Raw genomic sequence first — 19,006 nt, forward strand, 5'->3', positions numbered from 1 at the left:
ACAGACACTTTTTGGCGGCAGTAGGGCAGGCGGATTTTGTACGATTGCGGACGAAACCGGGATTTGCACACAGGGCAAAATCCGCCTGACCGAAAAAGGAAGCAAAGGTATATCAACCCCTCGTCCCGCCGCAGCGACAGCGCACTAATACCACCACGGCAGTTCCAGCCAGAGATTGTCCAGCGCCAATGCTTCAGTTGACCTTGCACGGCTCTCACTAAGATGGAAATGCAGAGCTGTTCCTACAAGAGGATGCTCCATGTCATCCTCAAAGCCAAAACGGTACAGCAGATAAACCCGCTCCCGTTCTGATATGCGCCGCAGTCCTTCATAGAGCTCTTTCCGTTTTTCCGCTTCCTCCATAATCTTATCCGGCTCTGACGCATAGGGGTCGGCAATCAAGTCGGAACGCTGCATGGAATCCTCGCCGGGAAGCAAATCATCCAGATTGATTCTCTCCATGGGGATACCATCTTTGTCAGACTGCATCCGCTGTTCAAAGGTCGCAAAAGCAGCCGAGATCAAATCCATCATGGCGTTGCGGATGGCAGGCCCCGCATAGGTCAGAAACTTAATTTTTTTGCCCGGGTCATACAGGGAGATAGCCCGGAGCAAGCCGATGCTCCCCTCCTGAATCAGGTCATCGTGGTCAATACCCAACTCACTGTTTCCAAGGCCAACACTGATGTACAATTCATTTGCAGTTTTTCGGATATACCCCAGATTGTTCTGCACCAGCTGCTCCTGCGCCTGTGTATCTCCTCGCTGCGCCAGCGTGCAAAGCCGCTCATTGGTCATCGTTTTCATCGCTTTGCTTAGGCTGCATACTTTCCATCATGTGAAGCAGCGCCTGCTGTAATTCCGCCAGTGATTCATCCTCTGCCAGCCCCATCTGGGATATAGGCTGCACGACCATAGCGGCAAGCTGCTCTGGGGAAACCGATGGATGATGAAGATCCTGTCCTTTGGTCAGTTCTGAGAACATCTGCTCGGTAAGCTCTTTTGTCATGTTCTGGGAAATCCCCTCCCCAGAAGTCATTTCCTTTTTGATCTCTCGAAGAACGGCCATAAATTGATTCTGAATATTGGTCAAATCGGCTTGGAAAACCGGAACCTTGTTAAGAGAGACTGCCTGTGCCGCTTGCTGTGACGCTTTCCGAATGTCCGGCTGTTCTTTTCCGGTCATCAACAGCATGGAACTTAACGATTGCAGGATTTGGTTCTGTGCGGCAAATCCGGAAGCCATCGTTTCATCAAAATACAGGGCAATCATACTGGTCAGCTGGGCAAAACGGCGATTTTCCAGCAGGCGGCTCACCACTTCCGGGTTTACCCGTCCCGTATAGAGATTGCGTGCGGCTTCGGCAGAAAGGCCAAGCTCAGAGATGTCATAATTCTTCTTGTCCGGCACATTGGTCAGACAAAGGAGAAAATCCGAGGATACATTAAAAATCCGGGCAATACGGATGATTTGCTCGATAGTCAGTTTATTCTTTGTCCCATTCAGAAAACGGCTGATGGAGCTTTCCGCAACGCCAATTTTAGAAGCAAGCTCTGCCTGCGTAATTTTATACTCCTTCATCAAATCTTGTAATCTCTGCTGTGGAGTATCACCAGGGAGATATTCCTGTCCCATAGGCAGATCACCTCGTTTCTTTTCTGTATTTCCCGCTTTTAATGCGGGCATCGGTTGGTTTTTCTGCATCCTCCGGGATAATCCAGCGGCTTCCTGCTCTTTGTGCACCGGGAATCCGGTCTTGGTTGCAGAGGATGCCGACCCGTCGGGGAGAAATCCCCCATTTCTCTGCAATTTCAAACGTAGAAAGATATTTCATAACCAGCCCTCATTGTTTATAATTCTACTTTTTATTATATTCCATAACAGGAATAATCTCAATCCATATTTTAAGAATCCAGCCGCCTTCTATCTTGCAATTCTGCAAGTTTGGGAGGCGGTATTTTATTTTCTTGCAAGACTGACGGATTTTTTGAGCCATGCCCTTTTTCTCCGTACATTGAGGTGACAGGAGAAACCTGTACAAAGATGAAGGAGGAACATGGCATGGATATTTTTGTAACTGTAAAGGCGGCAGTTACCGTAAGTCAAGCCGCTGAACACTATGGGCTGCAAGTCAATCGAAACGGTATGACTTGCTGTCCCTTTCACGATGACCGGCACCCCAGCATGAAGCTGAACGAACGGTATTTTTACTGCTTCGGCTGCGGGGCCACTGGAGATGTGATCGACCTGGTGGCGAAATTGTTTGATCTGAGCAGCTACGAGGCGGCTAAAAAGCTGGCTCATGACTTCGGAATTGGCCCGGACAAGCCCCCTTCGGCAGTTGCACTGCCCAAACCGGAGCGTCCCCTGCTAAAAGCATATCGGCAGGAGGAAGTGCGCTGCTTACGGGTGCTGTGCGACTATCTGCATCTTCTGGAACGCTGGAAGGTGCAGTACGCACCCAAGACAGCGGCAGATACTCTGGATGATCGGTTTGTGGAAGCCTGCCAGATGCTGGATTATGTGGAGTATCTGGCGGATTTGCTGATTGCCGCCGAGCTGGAACAGCGGGTAAAAATCGTAAAAATGCTGAACAAAGATGGCCTGATCGCCGGTTTGGAGGAACGGCTAAACAGGCTGAAAAAGGAGGACAACGCCCATGAAAAACAAAGCGCAGCTTGACGGGATGCCCGTCTGGTTTGATGGAAAAAGCATCAACGAAGCCCTGTTTTGTGAGGAGTTCTTGCAGACGCACAAGATCATCTTCACAAACGGGGCTTTTTTCACGCCCGAAGGCCGTGTGACCGATGAGCTGCCCATGCGGGGAGAGATTTTTGAGGAGCTGAAATACTGTGCGGTCAGCAACATCCCCCGCAAAATCAGCAATATTGTGGAGCTGATGAAGCTGGCGGCGCTGGCGGAGGATTTTCCCCCGGAGCCGGACCGGATTCACCTTTCCAATGGGACGCTTTTTCTGGACGGAACCTTTGCGGAGGGAAAGCCGAAAATCGTCCGTAACCGCTTCCCTGTGGCCTACAACCCCAATGCCCCAAAACCTGTTCTCTGGCTGCAATTTCTGGATGGCCTGCTCTACCCGGAGGACATTCCCACCTTGCAGGAATATATCGGCTACTGCCTGATTCCCAGCAATAAGGGACAGCGGATGATGGTGATTAAAGGCAACGGCGGCGAGGGAAAGTCTCAGATCGGCGCTGTGCTGGGAACTTTGTTCGGCTCCAACATGAAGGACGGCAGCATCGGGAAAATATCGGAGAACCGATTTGCCCGTGCCGATTTGGAACATACCCTCCTGTGCGTGGACGACGATATGCGGATGGAAGCCCTGCGCCAGACCAACTATGTGAAATCCATTGTGACTGCCCAGGGTAAGATGGACTTGGAGCGCAAAGGCAAGCAGAGCTATCAGGGATGGATGTGCGCCCGGCTGTTGGCATTCTCCAACGGAGATTTGCAGGCGCTGTTTGACCGCAGCGACGGATTTTACCGCCGCCAGCTGGTGCTGACCACGAAAGAAAAACCAGCTGGCCGTGTGGATGATCCCGACCTTGCGGAGAAGATGAAAGCCGAGGTGGAGGGCATTCTGCTGTGGGCTTTTGAGGGATTGCAGCGTCTGGCCGCTAATAACTTCAAGTTCACCGAAAGTGACCGCACCAGAGGGAACCGGGAGGCAGTCAAACGGGAAAATAACAATGTCTATGATTTTCTGGATTCTGACGGATATGTTCGCCTGAAAGCCGATATGTCCGCCAGTTCCAAAGAGCTGTATGAGGCGTACCAGATTTATTGCACCGAGAACAATCTGCCCGCCCTGAAACCCCGCAGCTTCAGCGAAGCCCTGATTGCCTGCCAGAGCCGCTACAATCTGGAATACTGCAACAATGTGACCAACGCCGCCGGACGGCGGGTGCGTGGTTTTCTGGGGATTGAGGTATTGGTGAGAAATCATATATCAGTGTTTTCCGGTGATTCGATGCGTACGTACGTACCGGAAGATGTGCCGGAGGAATGGCGGCGCTGAACCGTGTACGTACGTACGCTTTGATTGACCCTTGTTCTCCCTTTTATAGCAATTCGGCGGCTATGGCAGTCAGAATCACCGGTCAAATCCCCATGCTAAATCAAGGCAAGTGGGAATCGAAAAGTATTTGACGGTTGGAAGAAATCATTTTGCGAAACCGTGCTTCTCGCTCCGGTGAACCGGGTACATGGAATCATGGGAAAATGCACGGTTTCAAGCCAAGTCACACGGAACGGAAAAGTCGGATGGTGCGGCTTATGGACAGGACATCACACCGGCAATTCTGAACGGATTTGGTGACAAGGAGATTTTGCACGACACAGCGAAGCGGTTATGCCAGAGGGCATACCGGCTTCGCTTTTTTATCAAGTAAACAGGAGGATTTTTGATAATGACGGTACGCAACGAAATTAAGGCACAGATCGTCCGGGCGGGATACACCATGCAGGAGGTAGTTGACCGGCTCCATGAGGAATACGACTGGTCGGACAGCGTTTCCAACCTGTCGGCCAAGCTCCAGCGGGAATCTATCCGCTATAAGGAAGTTGTGGAGCTGGCCGATGTGCTGGGATATGACATCGTCTGGCAGAAACGGAGGGACAGAGCATGAGCAAGCCGCAATATGCCATCCTCCGCTTTGCCAAGTACAAAGGGCCGGAGATCGGGAACATTGAAGCCCACAACGAGCGCACCAAAGAGAAATACGCCAGCAATCCCGATGTGGACATCAGCAGGAGCAAGTATAATTTCCATCTGATCGAGCCGGAGCAAAAATATCGTGCGGAGGCAGAGCGGCAGATCAAAGAAGCCGGTTGCCGTACCCGGTCAGACAGTGTTCGAGTCGTGGAAGCCCTAGTAACTGCCACACCGGAGTTCTTTCAGAGAAAGAAGAAATCTGAAATCAGAGCCTATTTTCAAGAGGCGCTGGCCTTTCTCCAGCAAAACCAAGACCCCAAAACAATCATATCTGCTGTGGTGCATATGGACGAGAAAACGCCCCATATGCACCTTTCTTTTGTCCCGCTGACTGCGGATGGCAGGCTCAGTGCCAAGGAGATCGTGGGAAACAAGAAAAAGCTGACCCAGTGGCAGGACAAGTTCTGGGAACATATGGTGCGGAAATATCCTGACCTGGAGCGTGGGGAAAGCGCCAGCCAGACCGGACGTGACCATATCCCGCCCAGAGTGTTCAAAGAGATGACCCGCTTGACCAAGCAAAAGGCAAAACTGGAGGAACTACTGTCCGGTATCGGAGCCTTTAACGCCAAAAGCAGAGCTACCGAGATTGCAGCTCTACTGGATAAGTATATCCCAGCGGTGGAGCAGATGCACAGCACTATGAAGAAGTATCAGGTGGCATTCACGGAAACCACCGTAGAGAACAAAAAGCTGAAACAGGAGAACGCTCAGCTGGAGCAATCCCTAGAGAAAGCAACCCAAGAAAGCACTTTGAAGCAGCTGGCCGATGCCAAACTGCAACGGGATTATGAGGATGCTGTGGCTGTACTGGATCGTATCCCGAAAGAAGTGCTGGCGGAGTACATGCACAAACCGGACAGACGGAGGATAAATGCCTATGATAGATGAGTGGAACGGCCTTGCCGTTTTGCTGGCAGATATGATTGAAAAATATGCTGGGGAGCTGGACTTGGATGCTTTGCCTGATCCGGTGTTCCCCGAGGATAAAATCACAAACCACGACACAAATAAAAATGTTTACAAAGAAAATGTTGAAACGTCAAAAGCAGCATGATACAATAATCGTGAGAAAAGTGTCCAAACTAATTTTCCAAGGGAAGAAATACTTCCCTTGGAAAATACATAAGGAACTGTTGAGCAGTATAAGCGAGGAAGAACCATGGCAAAAGAAAAGATAAAAGTTTATACCTATACACGAGTGTCTACCGCCATGCAGATTGACGGCTACTCGCTGGATGCCCAGAAATCCCGCATGAAGGCTTTTGCGGAATTCAATGATTATGAGATTGCTCACGAATATGAGGATGCGGGAAAATCGGGTAAATCAATTGAAGGCCGTACACAATTTAACCAGATGATGGAGGACATCAAAACCGGCAAGGATGGTGTTTCCTTTGTTCTGGTATTCAAGCTATCCCGCTTTGGCAGAAATGCGGCAGATGTCCTTTCCACCTTACAGGTCATGCAGGATTTTGGCGTCAACCTGATCTGCGTGGAGGATGGTATTGATTCCTCCAAAGATGCGGGAAAGCTGATGATTTCCGTCCTATCGGCAGTGGCGGAAATTGAGCGTGAAAACATCCGTGTCCAAACCATGGAAGGTCGTATCCAGAAGGCCAGAGAGGGCAAGTGGAACGGCGGCTTTGCCCCCTACGGCTATAAACTGGTGGATGGCAAGCTGGAAATCAACGAGGAGGAAGCTCCGGCGATTCGCACCATCTATGAGCAGTATGTTACAACCGATTCCGGTGCAAATGGGATCGCAAAATATCTTGAAAATCATGGAATCAGCAAAGTCCAGCGCCAAAACGGGAAAAATCCTCTTTTTGATGCCCGCCTGATCCGCATGATTCTGAAAAATCCGGTTTACTGCGGCAAGATTGCCTATGGTAGGCGAAAAACTGAAAAGGTGCATGGAACCAGAAACGAGTACCGTTTAGTAGAACAAGAAAACTTTTTGTTGGTGGATGGCCTGCATGCGGCCATTATCCCGGAGGATGTATGGCAGGCAGCACAGGTCAAGTTGGCTGCTCAAGCCAAGCGATATGAACACGTCAACAAAGGGAAAAACGAATGCACACACCTGTTGTCCGGCATTGTAAAATGTCCCATATGCGGTGTTGGAATGTATGGTAATAAGTGCGTAAAACGGAAAGCAGACGGCAGCAAATACAAGGATTTCTACTACTATGGCTGCAAACATCGCTCTATGACCCGTGGACATAAATGCGATTACAAGAAGCAAATTCGGAAAGAGCTTCTGGACGATGCTGTGGCGGAGGTAATCTGCAAGCTGGTCAGCAATCCCAAATTTGCGGCGATGATGCAGGAAAAGATCAACATGAAAGTCGATACCACGGCGATTGAGCAGGAAATCAGCAACTATGAAAAGCAGCTTCGTCAGGCTTATTCCACCAAATCCAAGCTAATTGAAGAAATCGACTCTCTTGACCCAGATGACCGGCATTACAGCAGGCGGAAATCAGACCTTGATGATCGGCTCTATGGGATGTATGATAAGATTGAAGAATTGGAATCTCTACTGATTGCAGCCAGAGCCAAGAAACAGGCTATTGAGGCAGAAAAGCTGACCGGCGATAATATCTACAAGGTTCTAATCTACTTCGATCAACTCTATGGAAAGATGAACGACAGAGAGAAACGGCAGCTGATTGAGGAACTGATCTCTGAAATTCAGATTTATCCGGAGCGTCAGCCCAATGGACAGTGGCTGAAATCCATTAAGTTCAGACTGCCTATCATAGAGGAAGATATGAATATCAGTTTGGACAATGAACAGCAAGTTGAAAATATCTGTCTTTTAGCCAAAGCCCCCAAAGCAAAGCCACAAAATGACAGTTTTCTCCATGGGAAAAATTAACGTGCAGATGATGCGAACGCTGAGTATGCTCGTGTTCCTGTCTTTTCCAGAACTCTGATCCTCTGTCCTTGAAGATCCTGGTTTTACTTGTCTTTCCCATCCTCAGAAAATTCTCACAGACATATGGCGTATTTGGGAAAAGATTAATGATGGAATCATTTTTTTGGATGGTAGGGAGAACTGCCCCCAAGTCCCGTCAGGTTCGGGAAAGTCTTCTTCCCATTGGAGAGAGACAAGATTTTTTAAGCATCATACCCCGAAACGAGTTGTCAAGGACTTTTTAATCAAATTCACAAAAAAGCCACAAAAAAAGTGCCAGGAAGCAGATTTTAGCTCCTGACACTTTGGCGGATGGGTTATTTTCTCCTGCTTAACAGTTCGTCGCAAAGGTACGCATATTCCGGCAGTTGGTCGATATAGGGTTTCCAGCGCCACTTAATCTCGGCCAGTTCCAGCGGATCGGCGTCCTCGAAGTCATGGTCGTTTCCGGTCATTCCAAAAACATCCAGTGCTATATCATTCAAGCACTCATAACAAAGGCCAGTAGCGGACTCTATCCAGTTGCCGGTATCAATATAGACCGGGTCGATAGATATTGCCAGCCACACATAGCCGACCTTGTCCGACCAAACCAAATCATAAGCGGTCATTTGTTGGATATGTTTCTCAAACACTTTGCGGACGCGCTCAATCTCATTTTTCTCTTTTTCTGTGTACAGCATTTTCATGTCCTCCTTGGATAAAAGTTTTGGTGTGTACCGTCATCAGTTTAACACAAGGCGACTGGCTTTATCAGCCGGTCACATCTGCTGTATCTCGTTTTTGAGCATACGCTTGATTTTGTCGCTCATGGTTTCGGTGCTGGTCTGGCTGAAATGGACGCGCACCTTGTAGGTGGTCTTGCCGATTTTCTTTACCAGCGCGGGGGCATCCTCCGGCGCTCTGGTAGGGGTGGTGTCTGCGGTCTGTATGGTACGGGTTTCTTCGCTCATGGTGCTCCTTTCTCCGGGCGGGGCTGTGCCGTCCGGCAAAAATTACTCATGCTTGCGGTTTACAATGTCTTTCGCCGCCTGTCTGGTGGCCCCGGCGTTTTCCTCCCGGAAGTTTTTCCCGGCAAAGAGGATCGGGGCGCACCGTTCCAGGATGCGGTCATAGATACGGGCGTGGGCCAGATCGGGCGGGTTTTTGAGTTCGGCCAGCTTCAGGTTGGTGGTGATGATCATGGGCCTGCGGCTGCGGTAGCGGCTGTCAATGACGAAAAACATCTGCTCCATCGCATACTCGGTACTGCGCTCCACACCCAGATCGTCAATGATGAGCAGGTCGTACTCGTCAAAGCTGGCGATAAAGTCAGCCCTGTCCTCAGAGAACATCCCTGTCAGGCGGTTCAGGATGGTGGGAAAGTTTGTCATCAGCACCGGCACATCCCGGTCAAGCAGGGCGTTGGCGATACAACCGGCGAAAAAGGACTTGCCGGTTCCCACATCCCCAAACAGAAGCAGGCCGGTGTTGTTTTTGTATGCCTCCTTCCAGTTCTCCACATAGGCGCGGGCCTTGTCCATCAGGGGATTTTTGCCGTTGTCATTGGCAAAGGTGTAGTCGTACAGATAGCGGTCTTGCAGGCCCTGGGCCTTCCTGCGCTTGATACGCTCCATGCGGCGCTGCCGTTCCTCGGCGGCCTTGCGTTGTTCCTCGGCCTCCCGCTGGCACTGGCAGATACAGCGGGGCATGAAGTAGCCGGGTTTCCCAAAGCATGGCACAACGGTCTGCCTCTGGCCGCCGCACTTTTTACAGTGAATGAGGCCGTCTGCCGGGTCTATGTACTCGTCCCCGGCCAGTTCCATACCGGCGGCTGCCTTGTCGATCAGTGCCCGGATTTCTGCGGTAATCTCCATCATACGGTTTCATCCTCCTTTACGCTGTAATCCCGGTTTCGGGTGGGTGGGGCTGCTTTCCTGGCGTCCTCACCGGCCCAGCGCCGGATGGTGGCGGCATGGCTCTGATACCGCTTGCCGGTAGAAGCCATGTACTCGGACAGCTTTTCGATGTACTGGCCCCATATCGTGGGAAAGCTGGCCTGCAGGTCTGCCAGTTCCTCGTCCGTCAGGAAAACATTCTGGTAACGGCCATAGGCGCGGGCGGGGCGTCCCTTCTCTATCTCTCTCTTTATCTCTATCTCTTTCTCTAACTCTATCTCTATCTCTGGTGGACGAATGTCGGACAAATGTCCGCCGTTTGTCCGGGGCGCGGAAAGGGCCTTGTTTTGGAGCCTTGCCGCCCGCTTTCGCTCGGCCTCGGTGGAGGACTGGCCGATCAGCAGTTCGATATTGCTCATGTAGAAGGTGCCGCTGTCCAGCACTTCCACAAGGCCCAGCTTCAGGAAGATTTGCAAGGCCCTCTCCACAGTGCCGATCTGCTGGCGGGTGATGGTGGCAATCATCTGTGCCGTGTAGGGGATATTCTCGTCAAGCTGGAGCCGCCCGCCGTGTTTCAGGGATTTCAGATACAGCTTGAGCAGGATGTTGGAGTACAGAACACCGTCCTGCATACTTTCCAGCAGCACGATGGAGTCATCGTCAAAATAGTTCTCTTTGAGTTTCAGGTAGTAATATTTTCGATTGTCTGACATGGGTTCCTCCTTGGGGTTTGTTTCAGGGGTCTGTACGCCTTTAGAGGGCCGTTTTGGGGGCCAGAGGATAAATCTATCAGGCCCCCAGCGACACCCTCGAAAAAGTCCTTGATTTACAAGGGTTTTTCAGCCCCTAAATGCGTAGAAAGGTAGTATCTTTTCCGCTGTCGTTCTGCCTCTTTGCGGCGGCGTACCTGAACAGCACATTCCGGGCAGTATTTGGCCCGGTTGGAGCCGGGGGTGAACAGCGTCCCGCAGACGGCGCACCGCTTGGCGTCCAGGCGGTGGAACAGGGCCGTTTCCAGTTCTCTGTCCAGCGGCAGCACCGCCGCCCTAAACCACTGGCACAACAGGGAGTAGGAAATGGACTGGACGCAGACACATTCCTCCCCATCGTCCAGCGCGAGACAGTTGCCGCCGTCATAGTTGCAGCACTCATGTACCAGCCGCCGCGCCCTGCGGTACTGGCGGTAGTCCATGACGGGGACGGGTTCAGGCTTGCTTTTCTTCATGCTGGCATTTCCCGCATCCGCCACAGTTGCCGCAGCCCTGGCAGGCATGGGCCTCCGGCTCCGGGCCGGTGGGCGCGTCTGCCGGTTCCGGCTCCAACAGGGCAAGGGGCAGGCGGATGTTCAGGTGGACGGTGACAGGTAAAATAATCTGCTTCATAGGGCACTCTCCTTCCGTGAGTGAATGTTGACAGTTCTGTGCAAAGGTGTGTCGTGAAACGCGACGCCCCTGAAAGGGGGCGGCAAAACGCCGTACCCTTTACCGTTCCGGCCCCCGGGCATGGGACTTGTCCTGTCCCTGGCGGGCCAGTTGGTCGGCGGCCTTGCGGAGCCGTTCAACGGCTTTCAGTTCCTCCCGCATGGCTTTCATGTCGATGGTGTCCACCTGCTTCTGGGCGGTCAACAGGTCGATCTCGCGCTGCCATGCCTTGGGGGTGATTTCCTCGCCGCTGTCCTTCAGTTCTTTCAGATACCGGGCCGCCGCGTCATAGAGGATCAGTTCCCGGCTGTAGCGCTGCTCGAACAGTTCCCGTTTCTCCGGCTTTACCTTGGCAAGCTGCTTGCGGATGGGCTTGTACTTGTTGTACTGCGCCCACATCTCCCCACGCTCGGTGAGGGTGGCAATCCGGCGCTCGGCCTGGACGATTTTCCCCCGCAGGTCATAGTAGCTGCTGTTCATATCGGAGATTTTATCGTGGAGCTGCTGCATGGTCTTAATTTCGTTTGCCTGCATAAAGCTGAACAGGGCGGCGCTCTCCTGCAAAGCCCGGATTTTGCCGGTGCGGGTGTCAGGCCGCTTGAGCTGCTGCTGGGCCTCCCACAAGTCAATCATGCTGGGCTGCTGGCCCTCCGGCTTCTCCGCCTCGGCCTTAGACCAGTTGTAGAGGCGGGTAATGCGGGCCTTGATTTCCTTGAGCAGCTTATTGTCGGCGGCGATCTGCCGGTTGACTTCTCCCTTGTCGGTGCGGATGCCGCGCTTCTCCATCTGGCTGGCCGCTGGCCCCAGGTGGACAGAGGGGATTTTATCAATGCCCCGGCGCTTGTAGCTGCGGTGGTCTACCAGGGCGGGCTGACCGGCGGCCTCCAATGCCCGGTTGGTATAAGCCGCCCATGCCGCCCGCCAAATCTCCACATTCCCTTTGTCGTTCCAGTCGGTGGTGTCCTCCCGGTGGTTTTTCCAGCCGCCTTTCCCATCCGGGATACGCTGGCCGTTCTCGTCCAGGTCGTATGCCTTGCGGCACTTCGCGCCCCATGCGCCATTTTCCTTCAGGGGCCGGACAGTCAGCATGACATGAACATGGGGGTTGCCGGTTCCCTTGTCATGGATGGCAAAATCAGCACACATCCCCTTGTCTACAAAGTTGTCCTTCACATAGGCCCGGACAAGGGCAAGCTGCTGTTCCCTGGACAGTTCACGGGGCAGGGCTGCCTCAATCTCGCGGGCAAGCTGGCTGTCCCTGGCTTTCTCGATCTGCTCCACACTGTTCCAGAGGGTGGAGCGGTCTGCAAACTCCGGCGGGGCGTGGGCGGGCAGCATGATTTCCGCATGGACAACACCGCCCTTCCGGGTGTAATCATGGGTCAGGCCGTCCCATTCATTCGTCAGTTTGGTTCCGCTGCGGTAGGCGGCTGCGGCAACAGCGGAACGGCCCTCGCTGCGCCTGATGATACTGACGGGAATATGACAAAAATCTATGGGTAGCACCTCCTTTCGGCGGGGATATTTCAGGCTCCGTGGAGCCGAACAGACGCGAAGCGGGTGTTTGGCTGCGCGGGGCGCACAAGGGGTTTGGGGAGTGTAGCTCCCCATCGCGGACGAAGTACGCAACAGCCCCCGGCAGGGCGCACGACACCGGCAACGGTGTATAAGTGCGCCCTTGTAAACAAGGGACTTATGGCGTGTCCCCGGATTTTGGCAGGTTTGCAGTCAATTCCGCAGCCCCCGGAAGATGGGACAGGGCAATCAGGAACGCTTTAACCTCTGCGCCGGAAAGGTCGGGAGCCAACGGGAAAATCCCCTCCAAAACGGCTCCACGCTCAATCAGACGGCGGGTGCGGGCCTTGCGTTCCTCGTTGCGCTGCTTGTTCTCCAAAATCTTCTGGCGGTTCTCAAGCTGCCGGATTTCCTTCAGGACTTCTTCGCGCTCGTCTTTTTTCTGTTTCGCTTGGGCGGTGCTGTCTTTGTGCATATCGTTTTCTCCTTCGGCGGCTTCATCCAGCCGCGCTTGATATAATATTTCTGTAACTTGATAATGGCGTTGCGAACCGTGACGATGGCTGCTGATGTCGTGAAGCCTTCGGCCTCGGCAATCTCCTTAAACTGCTTGCCCTCCCAAAACCGGGCGTGCAGGCAGCTTGCCTGCCGTGGCGTCAGGGTGGCAAGGGCCTCCCGGAGCCGTTCCATCATCAGGGCATAGGCGGCCTCCTGTTCCCGTTCCGTTTCTTTCTCCATCAGAATATCTTCCGGGGAGATGACCTGTTCCGGGAAATGGTGTTCTATGCCGGGTGAAGCGTCCAGAGAGTAACAGTGATAGTGCTGCTTTGCGTCATTTGCGTTCTCTGCGCGGCTTTCCTCCACAATGGCGTCTGCAACCTCGTCCGGCACTTCCACAAAAGTGTCCTTCTTGCAAATTGGGTAGTAGTATTTTTTCAGGTTGATGGTTTTCATAGGCCGCTTGTCCATTTCCGGCGTATGAAGTACCGGCGCAGACGCCGGAGCGCCGCATGGATGGACTTCCCGGCCTGGGATGGGGTAATGCCCTCCATCGCGGCAATGTCCTTCACTTTCATCCCCAGCATATACCGGGCATGGACGCGGCGGGCCTGCGCTGGGGTCAGAGAGGAAATGGCCTCATAGAGCCGCCGGAGCAGTTCAGCATATTCGGCCTGCGCCTCCTTTTCCATCAGGCAATCCTCCGGCGATGGCTGCGCCCAGCCAATGGCGGCGTTCTCAATCCCATCATTGCAGTCAAGGGAATAAAACGCCTTGTAGCGGTACATCTTGCGCTCCCTGGCGGCTTCGGCCCGCTTGTCCAGCAGGAACGCCTCGACAATTTCATCCGACACCTCCACAAAGGTGTCCTCGGTGCAGAACGGGTAATATTGCTTGAGGTTGATGGTCTGCATAGGCACGCCCTCACTCTGCCGGAAAAAGGCAGTCATAGCAGCGGCGCATATTCCGCAGGCCCCGACGGATGGCAACGCTAACCTTGCTGCTGTCTACGCCCTCCCTCCGGGAGATTTCCGGCTGGCTGATACCGGCGATGTAGTAGGCCCGGACGCGGCGGGCCTGTGTGGGGGTGGCATGGGCCAGGGCCTCCGGCAAGGCAGCCAGCAGCCGCAGATGGGCGGCCCGTTCCTCGCGCTCCAAAATGATTTCCTCTGACGATCTGCCGTGTTCCAGCGCGTAGTTCTCCGTCCAGCTATATGCGTCCAGGGAGTAGTAGGCGTGGTGGTAGACCTTCCGGCGCTCATAGTTGTTCATCTCGCGCTGGGCCTGCCGCATAACCTCCCAAACCTCATCGCTGACCTCCACAAACTCGTCATACCGGTAGTGGGGATAAATCCACCGCAGATTGATTGTTTTCATAGGCTTACCTCCTGAAAATGGGAGAGGCGGGCAGCTTGTCCGCTGTCCGCCTCTCACTGGGATAAGGGAAACAATCCCTTTCACTTGGTAGCCCGAAAAGGGGTCATTCGTTAGGGTAGTTCGCAAAGAATTTCAAAAATTTTTTCCGAACCGCGTCAATGCTCTCATAGACGGATACTTTGGAGCAGCCGCACACCGTTCCGATCTCCGCAAGGGTCAGCCCGTCCAGGGCATAGAGCAGGAACCGGCGGCGCTGGGCCTCGGTGCAGGTGTCCAGGACGGCCATCAGCTCGCCCAGCGTTTCCATGCGGCAAAGGTATTCCTCCGGCGTTTCGCCGTAGATGCCCACGCCCTCGGTAGCAACTATGTATTCGTCAAACTCCCGGCCATCCCAATGCCGCCGCTGCTCATGGGACAGGTTCTCGGCTTTGTGGTCGGCCCGGTCAAGAAATTCATAGACTTCCAGCGTGACTTCCACGGCCACAGCTTGTCCGTTGTAATTGATGGTGACTTCCATCGGCCTTTCCTCCGTTCAGATTTTTGCGGGAAAATCTGAACGGGGTGGCGGGGAACGGCACCGGGGGCAAGGTTCGGGCCATGTTGGCCCGATGTTCCGGCCCCACAGGTATGAAAAAACGCCCGGACAGCATGAAGCTATTCGAGCGCAAAAAATACGGTATTCAGTTACATTGTGACAATTTTCGCACTGGCTGCCAGACGGAGCCGGTTCAGTGGCCGGGCTTTTTTTGACGATAGTGCAAATATCGTCTGAATTTGTTGGCGGTCAGTGTGCTTCATGGCGGCTCCCTCCTAAAGCCGCCGTGTCAGCGTATGGGCGTCACTCCTTCGTTGAGGGAATAAGGAACGGCGGCCTTGACTTTGTCAAAGCCGCCGCGATATATAATGATGGCATGATGATTGCCTACTGAACGACGGCTTTTTTTCTTTTGCCGTCGTCCGGCAGGTAAAACTAATTATTTTGCTTTCCTGTTCAGCCCTTTCAGAATGAAAAGCGCCAGAGCAGCACAGGCCAGCAGAACTATGATACCAATGAAAACCTGAACCATATTTGCATCGTAATAGCCGGAGATATTGAAAACGGCTGTCATGGGATACACCGTTTTTAGCTGGCTGGACATACTTGCGAACAGTCCGGCGAACGAATAAATTTCAGCAAATACCAGCGCCAGCCAGTAACCCTTTTTCATCCGGGCCACCAAAGCGATGATCGGAGAAATGGCAAGGAACACACCAATCCCGTCCAGAAGATATGTTTTCAGGTTTTCCAAAACAAGGCCAATGGAAAGAGCTTCAAAGTGTAAAACGGCCTCAACGAGAAAGGTAATCGCAAAAAGCAGAAGATAGATTAAGACGCTGAACACCAGAGCAAGCACCATTTTGGAGAGCGTCAGCTTCACTTCATCCACGGGAATGAGCCGCAGGGATTTTAGGGTGTCCTCCTGTTCCTCCCGGCAGATCATATAGCTTCCCAGCAGGGCAATGACCGCAGGCAGCACATAAAAGGTGGCGAGGGATTGGGCCGCTGTCATAAACCATCCGGCACCGTCAATATAGCGGCTTTCATAAAATGTGAACTGCCCCTGTGCAAAGACAATCAACGCCACCATGACCGTTGCAAAACCGGCAATCCACAAAATTTTGGAACGGCGGAGTTTCCGGCGCTCCGCCCAAAGTAAAAGCTCCATTTCAAATGCACCTCACTTTCTCTTTTTCAAAGCAGCCCCAGCCAGCAGGACAGAAGCAACGCCCCACACGCCTATGCAAAGGAACGCCCCCGGAATATTGAGTGGCTGGGTAATTACGACACCCGGAATATCCCGCATAACAATGGCGGTCATGCTGGACAGCGGATGCAGGTACATATTCACCATCAAGAGGATAAAGCCGAGGAATGTATAAACCAGCGTCAGGCAGACGGGAAGAATATACCCCTTCTGCGCTGCGGCAGCCGCCAGTATTGGCAGTACCGCAAAGGCGGTCAGCAGAGAGATTTCCATACACTTCCGCAGAAGATAAAGGACGCTCCCGCTGTCAAAGGCAATATAGCCGGGCAGTACGCCGGTAAGGATGGACGCGGCTGCGGTAATCAGCATGAAGCAGACCGAGTACACCAGCACCACAGCAAATTTGCTGAAAAAGTACGCCATCTTATTGACCGGCACGATCCAGAGCTGTTTGAGCATATCATATTGGTTTTCGTTATACATCAGCATGGTACACAGCATCCCCAGCACCACCGGCAGGATGATCCACGGGGTATAGCTGAACGCCGTCCACTTGTAAAACTCGATGGGTTCCACGCCGGTTCCCTTGACACTTGCAAAGTAGAACACGGCGGCCAGCGGCATAAACAGAGCTGCCAGCAGCATGAGCCAGATAAACTTTCTCCGGCGCAGCTTGAGAAATTCAACCTGTATCAGTTTAAGCAATGCCCTCTCCCCCCGTGATCTGCTTGAAATAGTCCTCAAGGGTATCATTGCAGATTTGGGAGCTGATTACAGCCACATCCTGCACCACAAGGGCCTTGTTGATTGCTGCCATATCCAGTGCGGTGTCATAGAGCCGCAGGTTATGTTCGTCCTGCACCGCATAATCCGTCACATGGAACTGCCGTTCCAAAATCAGTGAGGCTTTGGGGACATCCGACACCTGAAGCTGGATGTATTTCCGATTTTTCTTTTCCAAATCCTCCATGCTGCTTTCTTCCAGCAGTACGCCGTGGTCGATGATGCCAATATCATCTGCCAGAAGTGCGATTTCGGAAAGAATGTGGCTGGAAATCAGGATGGTTTTGCCGCGATCCACGCTTAAATCCTTAATAAAATTTCGCACTTCGGCAATGCCGATGGGGTCAAGCCCGTTGGTCGGTTCATCCAAAATCAAAAGCTCCGGGTCATGCAGAATGGCGTTGGCAATGCCGAGGCGTTGTTTCATGCCGAGAGAATACTTGCTGAACAGCTTTTTGTCCCGGTAAGGAAGCCCCACGACTTCCAGTGCGTTCTTGACGGCGTTGGGCCGGGGCGTCCCGCGTAGCTTCGCAAAGATTTCAAGGTTTTCTGTGCCGGTCAGGTTCGGGTAAAAGCCGGGAGTTTCGATGATAGCCCCAATACGGGGATAAATGCGTTTCTCATGGCCTTTGATGTTCTGGCCGAACACATCCACTTCGCCGGAAGTGATTGGCGTAAGGCCCAAAATCATTTTCATAATGGTGGTCTTACCGGCTCCATTTCGGCCCAAAAGCCCGTAAATCCGGCCCGGCTTCACATGAATATCCACAGAACTGACGGCGGTTTGCTCGCCGTAAATCTTCGTCAGCTTTTTGGTTTCAATCACAAAGTCACTCATAAAGATGCCTCTCTTTCTTATTCTGCTTCATTTTTCCAAATGACATAGTTGTAAAGGCTGCCATCCGGGGAATAGTTGATGAACACTTTGAAATCGCCCTTTTCACAGGGCATGACAAATTCAACACGGATTTGGTCGGAGTGTTCCGGCACATAACAGGACACCTCCGGGGAAGCGTCCTCCGGCAATCCGCCCAGCTTATCGGATTCTTCCTCCCATGTTTCCTGTATCGCCTCCGCAGAAGTGTTGTCCTGTACGCCCTGCGGCAGCGCATTGAAGAAAGTTTCAAAATCTCCATCCATCATCTGGTTAAAGTATTCGGTTGCTTCCTCTGTAATGGCCTGCTGGTCGGGGGCCTCGCTGGAAGATGGGGCGGCCTGCTGGCAGGCGCAAAGTGAAAAAGTGAACAGAACACAGAGGAATAAACTAATCAATCGTTTCATAGGTCTTTCCTTTCAGTAAGATTGCTTTTTTAGAGCCACGACGGATGCGGCGGCAAACGCGGCACCGATCAGGAGCAGCGAACCGGCACAAACAAGCGGCGAAGTGTTAGGCAAAACGCCTTGCATCAGGCTTTCTACCATAGCGGCGGCCGCTTCGGAAATATGGGGATAAATTCCCATCACGCTTGCCAGCGGGTGTATTCCCGTAAGATAGGCCGGGGCAATGACTACGGGAACCAGATACAGCAGCGTTGCACCAATAGGCAGGATATATCCTTTTGACAGTGTGGCAAGAAATACAATCGGAAGCATGGCTATGGGAACCAGAAACCCGCCCGCCAGATACAAAAGGCCGGCATCCATCAGTGTATGGGCGTTCAGATCGGGAAATCCCCCGGCAATCAGCCCGCCGACAACGCACAAAAGAAAGGTAATCAGGCACAGCCCTACGGACATCAGAATCACCACAGCGACTTTTGAAAAGTATAGCTGCGCTTTCGAGATCGGGATAATAAGCAGTTCTTTCAGCGTGTCGTTCTTGTGTTCGTCAAAAAACAAGGTTGTGGCGAACATTCCCAGCACAATCGGCAGGAACAGGCTGGACAGGTTCTTAAACGCCAAAGTGTAGAGGTCGCCAAAGCTATCCATGTAGGGGCTGCTCCTTGCAATGCTGCAAGCCCGCTCAATCGCAAATGCTCCAAACAGCAGCGTCAGAGCCAGAATACACCAGACAATCTTATTTCGTTTCCATTTCTGGATTTCAGTTGCAATGATCGTCATGCGGTTTCCTCCTTTCATGGTTCCCATTATAAAGGCCAAACCTTGCCATAACCTTGCCGAGAAAAAATTT

The 19,006-nt window shown here is 52.7% G+C and carries 26 protein-coding genes; 6 read left to right on the forward strand and 20 right to left on the reverse strand.

From position 1 onward, the window contains the following. Positions 1–144: 144 nt before the first annotated feature. From BQ5383_RS16195 to BQ5383_RS16205, 3 genes are read right to left on the reverse strand one after another with little or no spacing between them, the layout of a single operon-like run. Positions 145–798: a sigma-70 family RNA polymerase sigma factor gene (locus BQ5383_RS16195; RefSeq protein ID WP_235822001.1), complete on the reverse strand. Its 654-nt coding sequence runs from the start codon at positions 796–798 to the stop codon at positions 145–147. Continuing rightward, positions 788–1,636 carry a helix-turn-helix domain-containing protein gene (locus BQ5383_RS16200; RefSeq protein WP_071433710.1) on the reverse strand — a complete coding sequence of 283 codons (849 nt, stop codon included), beginning with the start codon at positions 1,634–1,636 and terminating at the stop codon, positions 788–790. Before BQ5383_RS16200 ends, BQ5383_RS16195 begins: the two co-directional genes overlap by 11 nt. A 7-nt stretch (positions 1,637–1,643) precedes the next feature. Beyond that, on the reverse strand, positions 1,644–1,835 hold the full coding sequence (locus BQ5383_RS16205; RefSeq protein ID WP_071433712.1) for a MerR family transcriptional regulator: 192 nt from the start codon (positions 1,833–1,835) through the stop codon (positions 1,644–1,646). A 227-nt stretch (positions 1,836–2,062) separates the two neighbouring features. Here BQ5383_RS16205 and BQ5383_RS16210 point away from each other — a divergent pair, with 227 nt between their 5' ends. The 6 genes from BQ5383_RS16210 to BQ5383_RS16235 all read left to right on the forward strand — a co-directional run bounded on the left by BQ5383_RS16210 (position 2,063) and on the right by BQ5383_RS16235 (position 7,620). Beyond that, on the forward strand, positions 2,063–2,683 hold the full coding sequence (locus tag BQ5383_RS16210) for a CHC2 zinc finger domain-containing protein (RefSeq protein ID WP_071433714.1): 621 nt from the start codon (positions 2,063–2,065) through the stop codon (positions 2,681–2,683). After that, a complete protein-coding gene (locus tag BQ5383_RS16215; RefSeq protein WP_071433716.1) occupies positions 2,661–4,040 on the forward strand; it encodes a DNA primase family protein in 1,380 nt (459 codons plus the stop codon). Before BQ5383_RS16210 ends, BQ5383_RS16215 begins: the two co-directional genes overlap by 23 nt. Positions 4,041–4,431: 391 nt before the next feature. Then, the gene (locus BQ5383_RS16225) at positions 4,432–4,650 is read left to right on the forward strand and encodes an LLM class flavin-dependent oxidoreductase (protein ID WP_207646819.1); all 219 of its coding nucleotides are present in this window, start codon (positions 4,432–4,434) and stop codon (positions 4,648–4,650) included. Next, positions 4,647–5,627: a MobV family relaxase gene (gene mobV, locus BQ5383_RS16230; RefSeq protein WP_071433720.1), complete on the forward strand. Its 981-nt coding sequence runs from the start codon at positions 4,647–4,649 to the stop codon at positions 5,625–5,627. Before BQ5383_RS16225 ends, mobV begins: the two co-directional genes overlap by 4 nt. Continuing rightward, positions 5,617–5,793: a hypothetical protein gene (locus tag BQ5383_RS21225; RefSeq protein WP_172724650.1), complete on the forward strand. Its 177-nt coding sequence runs from the start codon at positions 5,617–5,619 to the stop codon at positions 5,791–5,793. Before mobV ends, BQ5383_RS21225 begins: the two co-directional genes overlap by 11 nt. A 105-nt stretch (positions 5,794–5,898) precedes the next feature. Further along, on the forward strand, positions 5,899–7,620 hold the full coding sequence (locus BQ5383_RS16235; protein WP_071433721.1) for a recombinase family protein: 1,722 nt from the start codon (positions 5,899–5,901) through the stop codon (positions 7,618–7,620). Between the two features lie 356 nt (positions 7,621–7,976). Here BQ5383_RS16235 and BQ5383_RS16240 read toward each other — a convergent pair whose 3' ends face one another. The 17 genes from BQ5383_RS16240 to BQ5383_RS16325 form a co-directional block, all read right to left on the reverse strand. Continuing rightward, entirely contained in the window at positions 7,977–8,342 is a 366-nt protein-coding gene (locus BQ5383_RS16240; protein WP_071433723.1) for a hypothetical protein, read from the reverse strand. A 78-nt stretch (positions 8,343–8,420) separates the two neighbouring features. After that, on the reverse strand, positions 8,421–8,612 hold the full coding sequence (locus tag BQ5383_RS16245) for a transposon-encoded TnpW family protein (protein ID WP_054704492.1): 192 nt from the start codon (positions 8,610–8,612) through the stop codon (positions 8,421–8,423). A 42-nt stretch (positions 8,613–8,654) separates the two neighbouring features. Then, positions 8,655–9,518, reverse strand: a complete 864-nt coding sequence (locus BQ5383_RS16250; protein WP_071429085.1) for an ATP-binding protein — start codon at positions 9,516–9,518, stop codon at positions 8,655–8,657. After that, positions 9,515–10,249, reverse strand: a complete 735-nt coding sequence (locus BQ5383_RS16255) for a phage replisome organizer N-terminal domain-containing protein (RefSeq protein ID WP_071433725.1) — start codon at positions 10,247–10,249, stop codon at positions 9,515–9,517. Before BQ5383_RS16255 ends, BQ5383_RS16250 begins: the two co-directional genes overlap by 4 nt. Before the next feature lie 113 nt (positions 10,250–10,362). Further along, entirely contained in the window at positions 10,363–10,761 is a 399-nt protein-coding gene (locus tag BQ5383_RS16260; protein ID WP_071433727.1) for a cysteine-rich VLP domain-containing protein, read from the reverse strand. After that, positions 10,742–10,918: a hypothetical protein gene (locus BQ5383_RS21230; RefSeq protein WP_172724651.1), complete on the reverse strand. Its 177-nt coding sequence runs from the start codon at positions 10,916–10,918 to the stop codon at positions 10,742–10,744. Before BQ5383_RS21230 ends, BQ5383_RS16260 begins: the two co-directional genes overlap by 20 nt. Positions 10,919–11,017: 99 nt before the next feature. Then, positions 11,018–12,463 carry a MobQ family relaxase gene (mobQ, locus tag BQ5383_RS16265; RefSeq protein WP_076944495.1) on the reverse strand — a complete coding sequence of 482 codons (1,446 nt, stop codon included), beginning with the start codon at positions 12,461–12,463 and terminating at the stop codon, positions 11,018–11,020. A 187-nt stretch (positions 12,464–12,650) separates the two neighbouring features. Next, entirely contained in the window at positions 12,651–12,947 is a 297-nt protein-coding gene (locus tag BQ5383_RS16270) for a DUF3847 domain-containing protein (RefSeq protein ID WP_071433730.1), read from the reverse strand. Further along, entirely contained in the window at positions 12,887–13,426 is a 540-nt protein-coding gene (locus BQ5383_RS16275) for an RNA polymerase sigma factor (RefSeq protein ID WP_071433732.1), read from the reverse strand. The genes BQ5383_RS16270 and BQ5383_RS16275 overlap by 61 nt, the downstream gene beginning before the upstream one ends. Further along, entirely contained in the window at positions 13,423–13,884 is a 462-nt protein-coding gene (locus BQ5383_RS16280; RefSeq protein WP_071433734.1) for an RNA polymerase sigma factor, read from the reverse strand. The genes BQ5383_RS16275 and BQ5383_RS16280 overlap by 4 nt, the downstream gene beginning before the upstream one ends. 10 nt (positions 13,885–13,894) lie before the next feature. Next, on the reverse strand, positions 13,895–14,347 hold the full coding sequence (locus tag BQ5383_RS16285; protein WP_071433737.1) for an RNA polymerase subunit sigma-24: 453 nt from the start codon (positions 14,345–14,347) through the stop codon (positions 13,895–13,897). A gap of 103 nt (positions 14,348–14,450) precedes the next feature. After that, on the reverse strand, positions 14,451–14,864 hold the full coding sequence (locus tag BQ5383_RS16290) for an RNA polymerase sigma factor (RefSeq protein WP_009322139.1): 414 nt from the start codon (positions 14,862–14,864) through the stop codon (positions 14,451–14,453). Between the two features lie 457 nt (positions 14,865–15,321). Further along, positions 15,322–16,053, reverse strand: coding sequence for an ABC transporter permease (locus tag BQ5383_RS16305; RefSeq protein ID WP_071433743.1), 732 nt, complete (start codon positions 16,051–16,053; stop codon positions 15,322–15,324). Between the two features lie 12 nt (positions 16,054–16,065). Further along, on the reverse strand, positions 16,066–16,797 hold the full coding sequence (locus BQ5383_RS16310) for an ABC transporter permease (protein ID WP_071433745.1): 732 nt from the start codon (positions 16,795–16,797) through the stop codon (positions 16,066–16,068). Next, the gene (locus tag BQ5383_RS16315) at positions 16,790–17,713 is read right to left on the reverse strand and encodes an ABC transporter ATP-binding protein (protein WP_071433747.1); all 924 of its coding nucleotides are present in this window, start codon (positions 17,711–17,713) and stop codon (positions 16,790–16,792) included. Before BQ5383_RS16315 ends, BQ5383_RS16310 begins: the two co-directional genes overlap by 8 nt. 17 nt (positions 17,714–17,730) lie before the next feature. Further along, a complete protein-coding gene (locus BQ5383_RS16320; protein ID WP_071433749.1) occupies positions 17,731–18,156 on the reverse strand; it encodes a DUF3887 domain-containing protein in 426 nt (141 codons plus the stop codon). Between the two features lie 12 nt (positions 18,157–18,168). Beyond that, entirely contained in the window at positions 18,169–18,936 is a 768-nt protein-coding gene (locus BQ5383_RS16325; RefSeq protein ID WP_071433752.1) for an ABC transporter permease, read from the reverse strand. Positions 18,937–19,006: the final 70 nt, after the last annotated feature.

Origin of the sequence: Angelakisella massiliensis, assembly GCF_900104675.1 — a bacterium.
GTDB classification, from domain to species: domain Bacteria; phylum Bacillota; class Clostridia; order Oscillospirales; family Ruminococcaceae; genus Angelakisella; species Angelakisella massiliensis.

What these genes read in the sequence shown, in the direction of transcription:
- BQ5383_RS16195 (WP_235822001.1), bottom strand. Translation starts at nt 798, where the DNA reads ATGACCAATGAGCGGCTTTGCACGCTGGCGCAGCGAGGAGATACACAG.
- BQ5383_RS16200 (WP_071433710.1), bottom strand. Translation starts at nt 1,636, where the DNA reads ATGGGACAGGAATATCTCCCTGGTGATACTCCACAGCAGAGATTACAA.
- BQ5383_RS16205 (WP_071433712.1), bottom strand. Translation starts at nt 1,835, where the DNA reads ATGAAATATCTTTCTACGTTTGAAATTGCAGAGAAATGGGGGATTTCT.
- BQ5383_RS16210 (WP_071433714.1), top strand. Translation starts at nt 2,063, where the DNA reads ATGGATATTTTTGTAACTGTAAAGGCGGCAGTTACCGTAAGTCAAGCC.
- BQ5383_RS16215 (WP_071433716.1), top strand. Translation starts at nt 2,661, where the DNA reads ATGAAAAACAAAGCGCAGCTTGACGGGATGCCCGTCTGGTTTGATGGA.
- BQ5383_RS16225 (WP_207646819.1), top strand. Translation starts at nt 4,432, where the DNA reads ATGACGGTACGCAACGAAATTAAGGCACAGATCGTCCGGGCGGGATAC.
- mobV (WP_071433720.1), top strand. Translation starts at nt 4,647, where the DNA reads ATGAGCAAGCCGCAATATGCCATCCTCCGCTTTGCCAAGTACAAAGGG.
- BQ5383_RS21225 (WP_172724650.1), top strand. Translation starts at nt 5,617, where the DNA reads ATGATAGATGAGTGGAACGGCCTTGCCGTTTTGCTGGCAGATATGATT.
- BQ5383_RS16235 (WP_071433721.1), top strand. Translation starts at nt 5,899, where the DNA reads ATGGCAAAAGAAAAGATAAAAGTTTATACCTATACACGAGTGTCTACC.
- BQ5383_RS16240 (WP_071433723.1), bottom strand. Translation starts at nt 8,342, where the DNA reads ATGCTGTACACAGAAAAAGAGAAAAATGAGATTGAGCGCGTCCGCAAA.
- BQ5383_RS16245 (WP_054704492.1), bottom strand. Translation starts at nt 8,612, where the DNA reads ATGAGCGAAGAAACCCGTACCATACAGACCGCAGACACCACCCCTACC.
- BQ5383_RS16250 (WP_071429085.1), bottom strand. Translation starts at nt 9,518, where the DNA reads ATGATGGAGATTACCGCAGAAATCCGGGCACTGATCGACAAGGCAGCC.
- BQ5383_RS16255 (WP_071433725.1), bottom strand. Translation starts at nt 10,249, where the DNA reads ATGTCAGACAATCGAAAATATTACTACCTGAAACTCAAAGAGAACTAT.
- BQ5383_RS16260 (WP_071433727.1), bottom strand. Translation starts at nt 10,761, where the DNA reads ATGAAGAAAAGCAAGCCTGAACCCGTCCCCGTCATGGACTACCGCCAG.
- BQ5383_RS21230 (WP_172724651.1), bottom strand. Translation starts at nt 10,918, where the DNA reads ATGAAGCAGATTATTTTACCTGTCACCGTCCACCTGAACATCCGCCTG.
- BQ5383_RS16270 (WP_071433730.1), bottom strand. Translation starts at nt 12,947, where the DNA reads ATGCACAAAGACAGCACCGCCCAAGCGAAACAGAAAAAAGACGAGCGC.
- BQ5383_RS16275 (WP_071433732.1), bottom strand. Translation starts at nt 13,426, where the DNA reads ATGAAAACCATCAACCTGAAAAAATACTACTACCCAATTTGCAAGAAG.
- BQ5383_RS16280 (WP_071433734.1), bottom strand. Translation starts at nt 13,884, where the DNA reads ATGCAGACCATCAACCTCAAGCAATATTACCCGTTCTGCACCGAGGAC.
- BQ5383_RS16285 (WP_071433737.1), bottom strand. Translation starts at nt 14,347, where the DNA reads ATGAAAACAATCAATCTGCGGTGGATTTATCCCCACTACCGGTATGAC.
- BQ5383_RS16290 (WP_009322139.1), bottom strand. Translation starts at nt 14,864, where the DNA reads ATGGAAGTCACCATCAATTACAACGGACAAGCTGTGGCCGTGGAAGTC.
- BQ5383_RS16305 (WP_071433743.1), bottom strand. Translation starts at nt 16,053, where the DNA reads ATGGAGCTTTTACTTTGGGCGGAGCGCCGGAAACTCCGCCGTTCCAAA.
- BQ5383_RS16315 (WP_071433747.1), bottom strand. Translation starts at nt 17,713, where the DNA reads ATGAGTGACTTTGTGATTGAAACCAAAAAGCTGACGAAGATTTACGGC.
- BQ5383_RS16320 (WP_071433749.1), bottom strand. Translation starts at nt 18,156, where the DNA reads ATGAAACGATTGATTAGTTTATTCCTCTGTGTTCTGTTCACTTTTTCA.
- BQ5383_RS16325 (WP_071433752.1), bottom strand. Translation starts at nt 18,936, where the DNA reads ATGACGATCATTGCAACTGAAATCCAGAAATGGAAACGAAATAAGATT.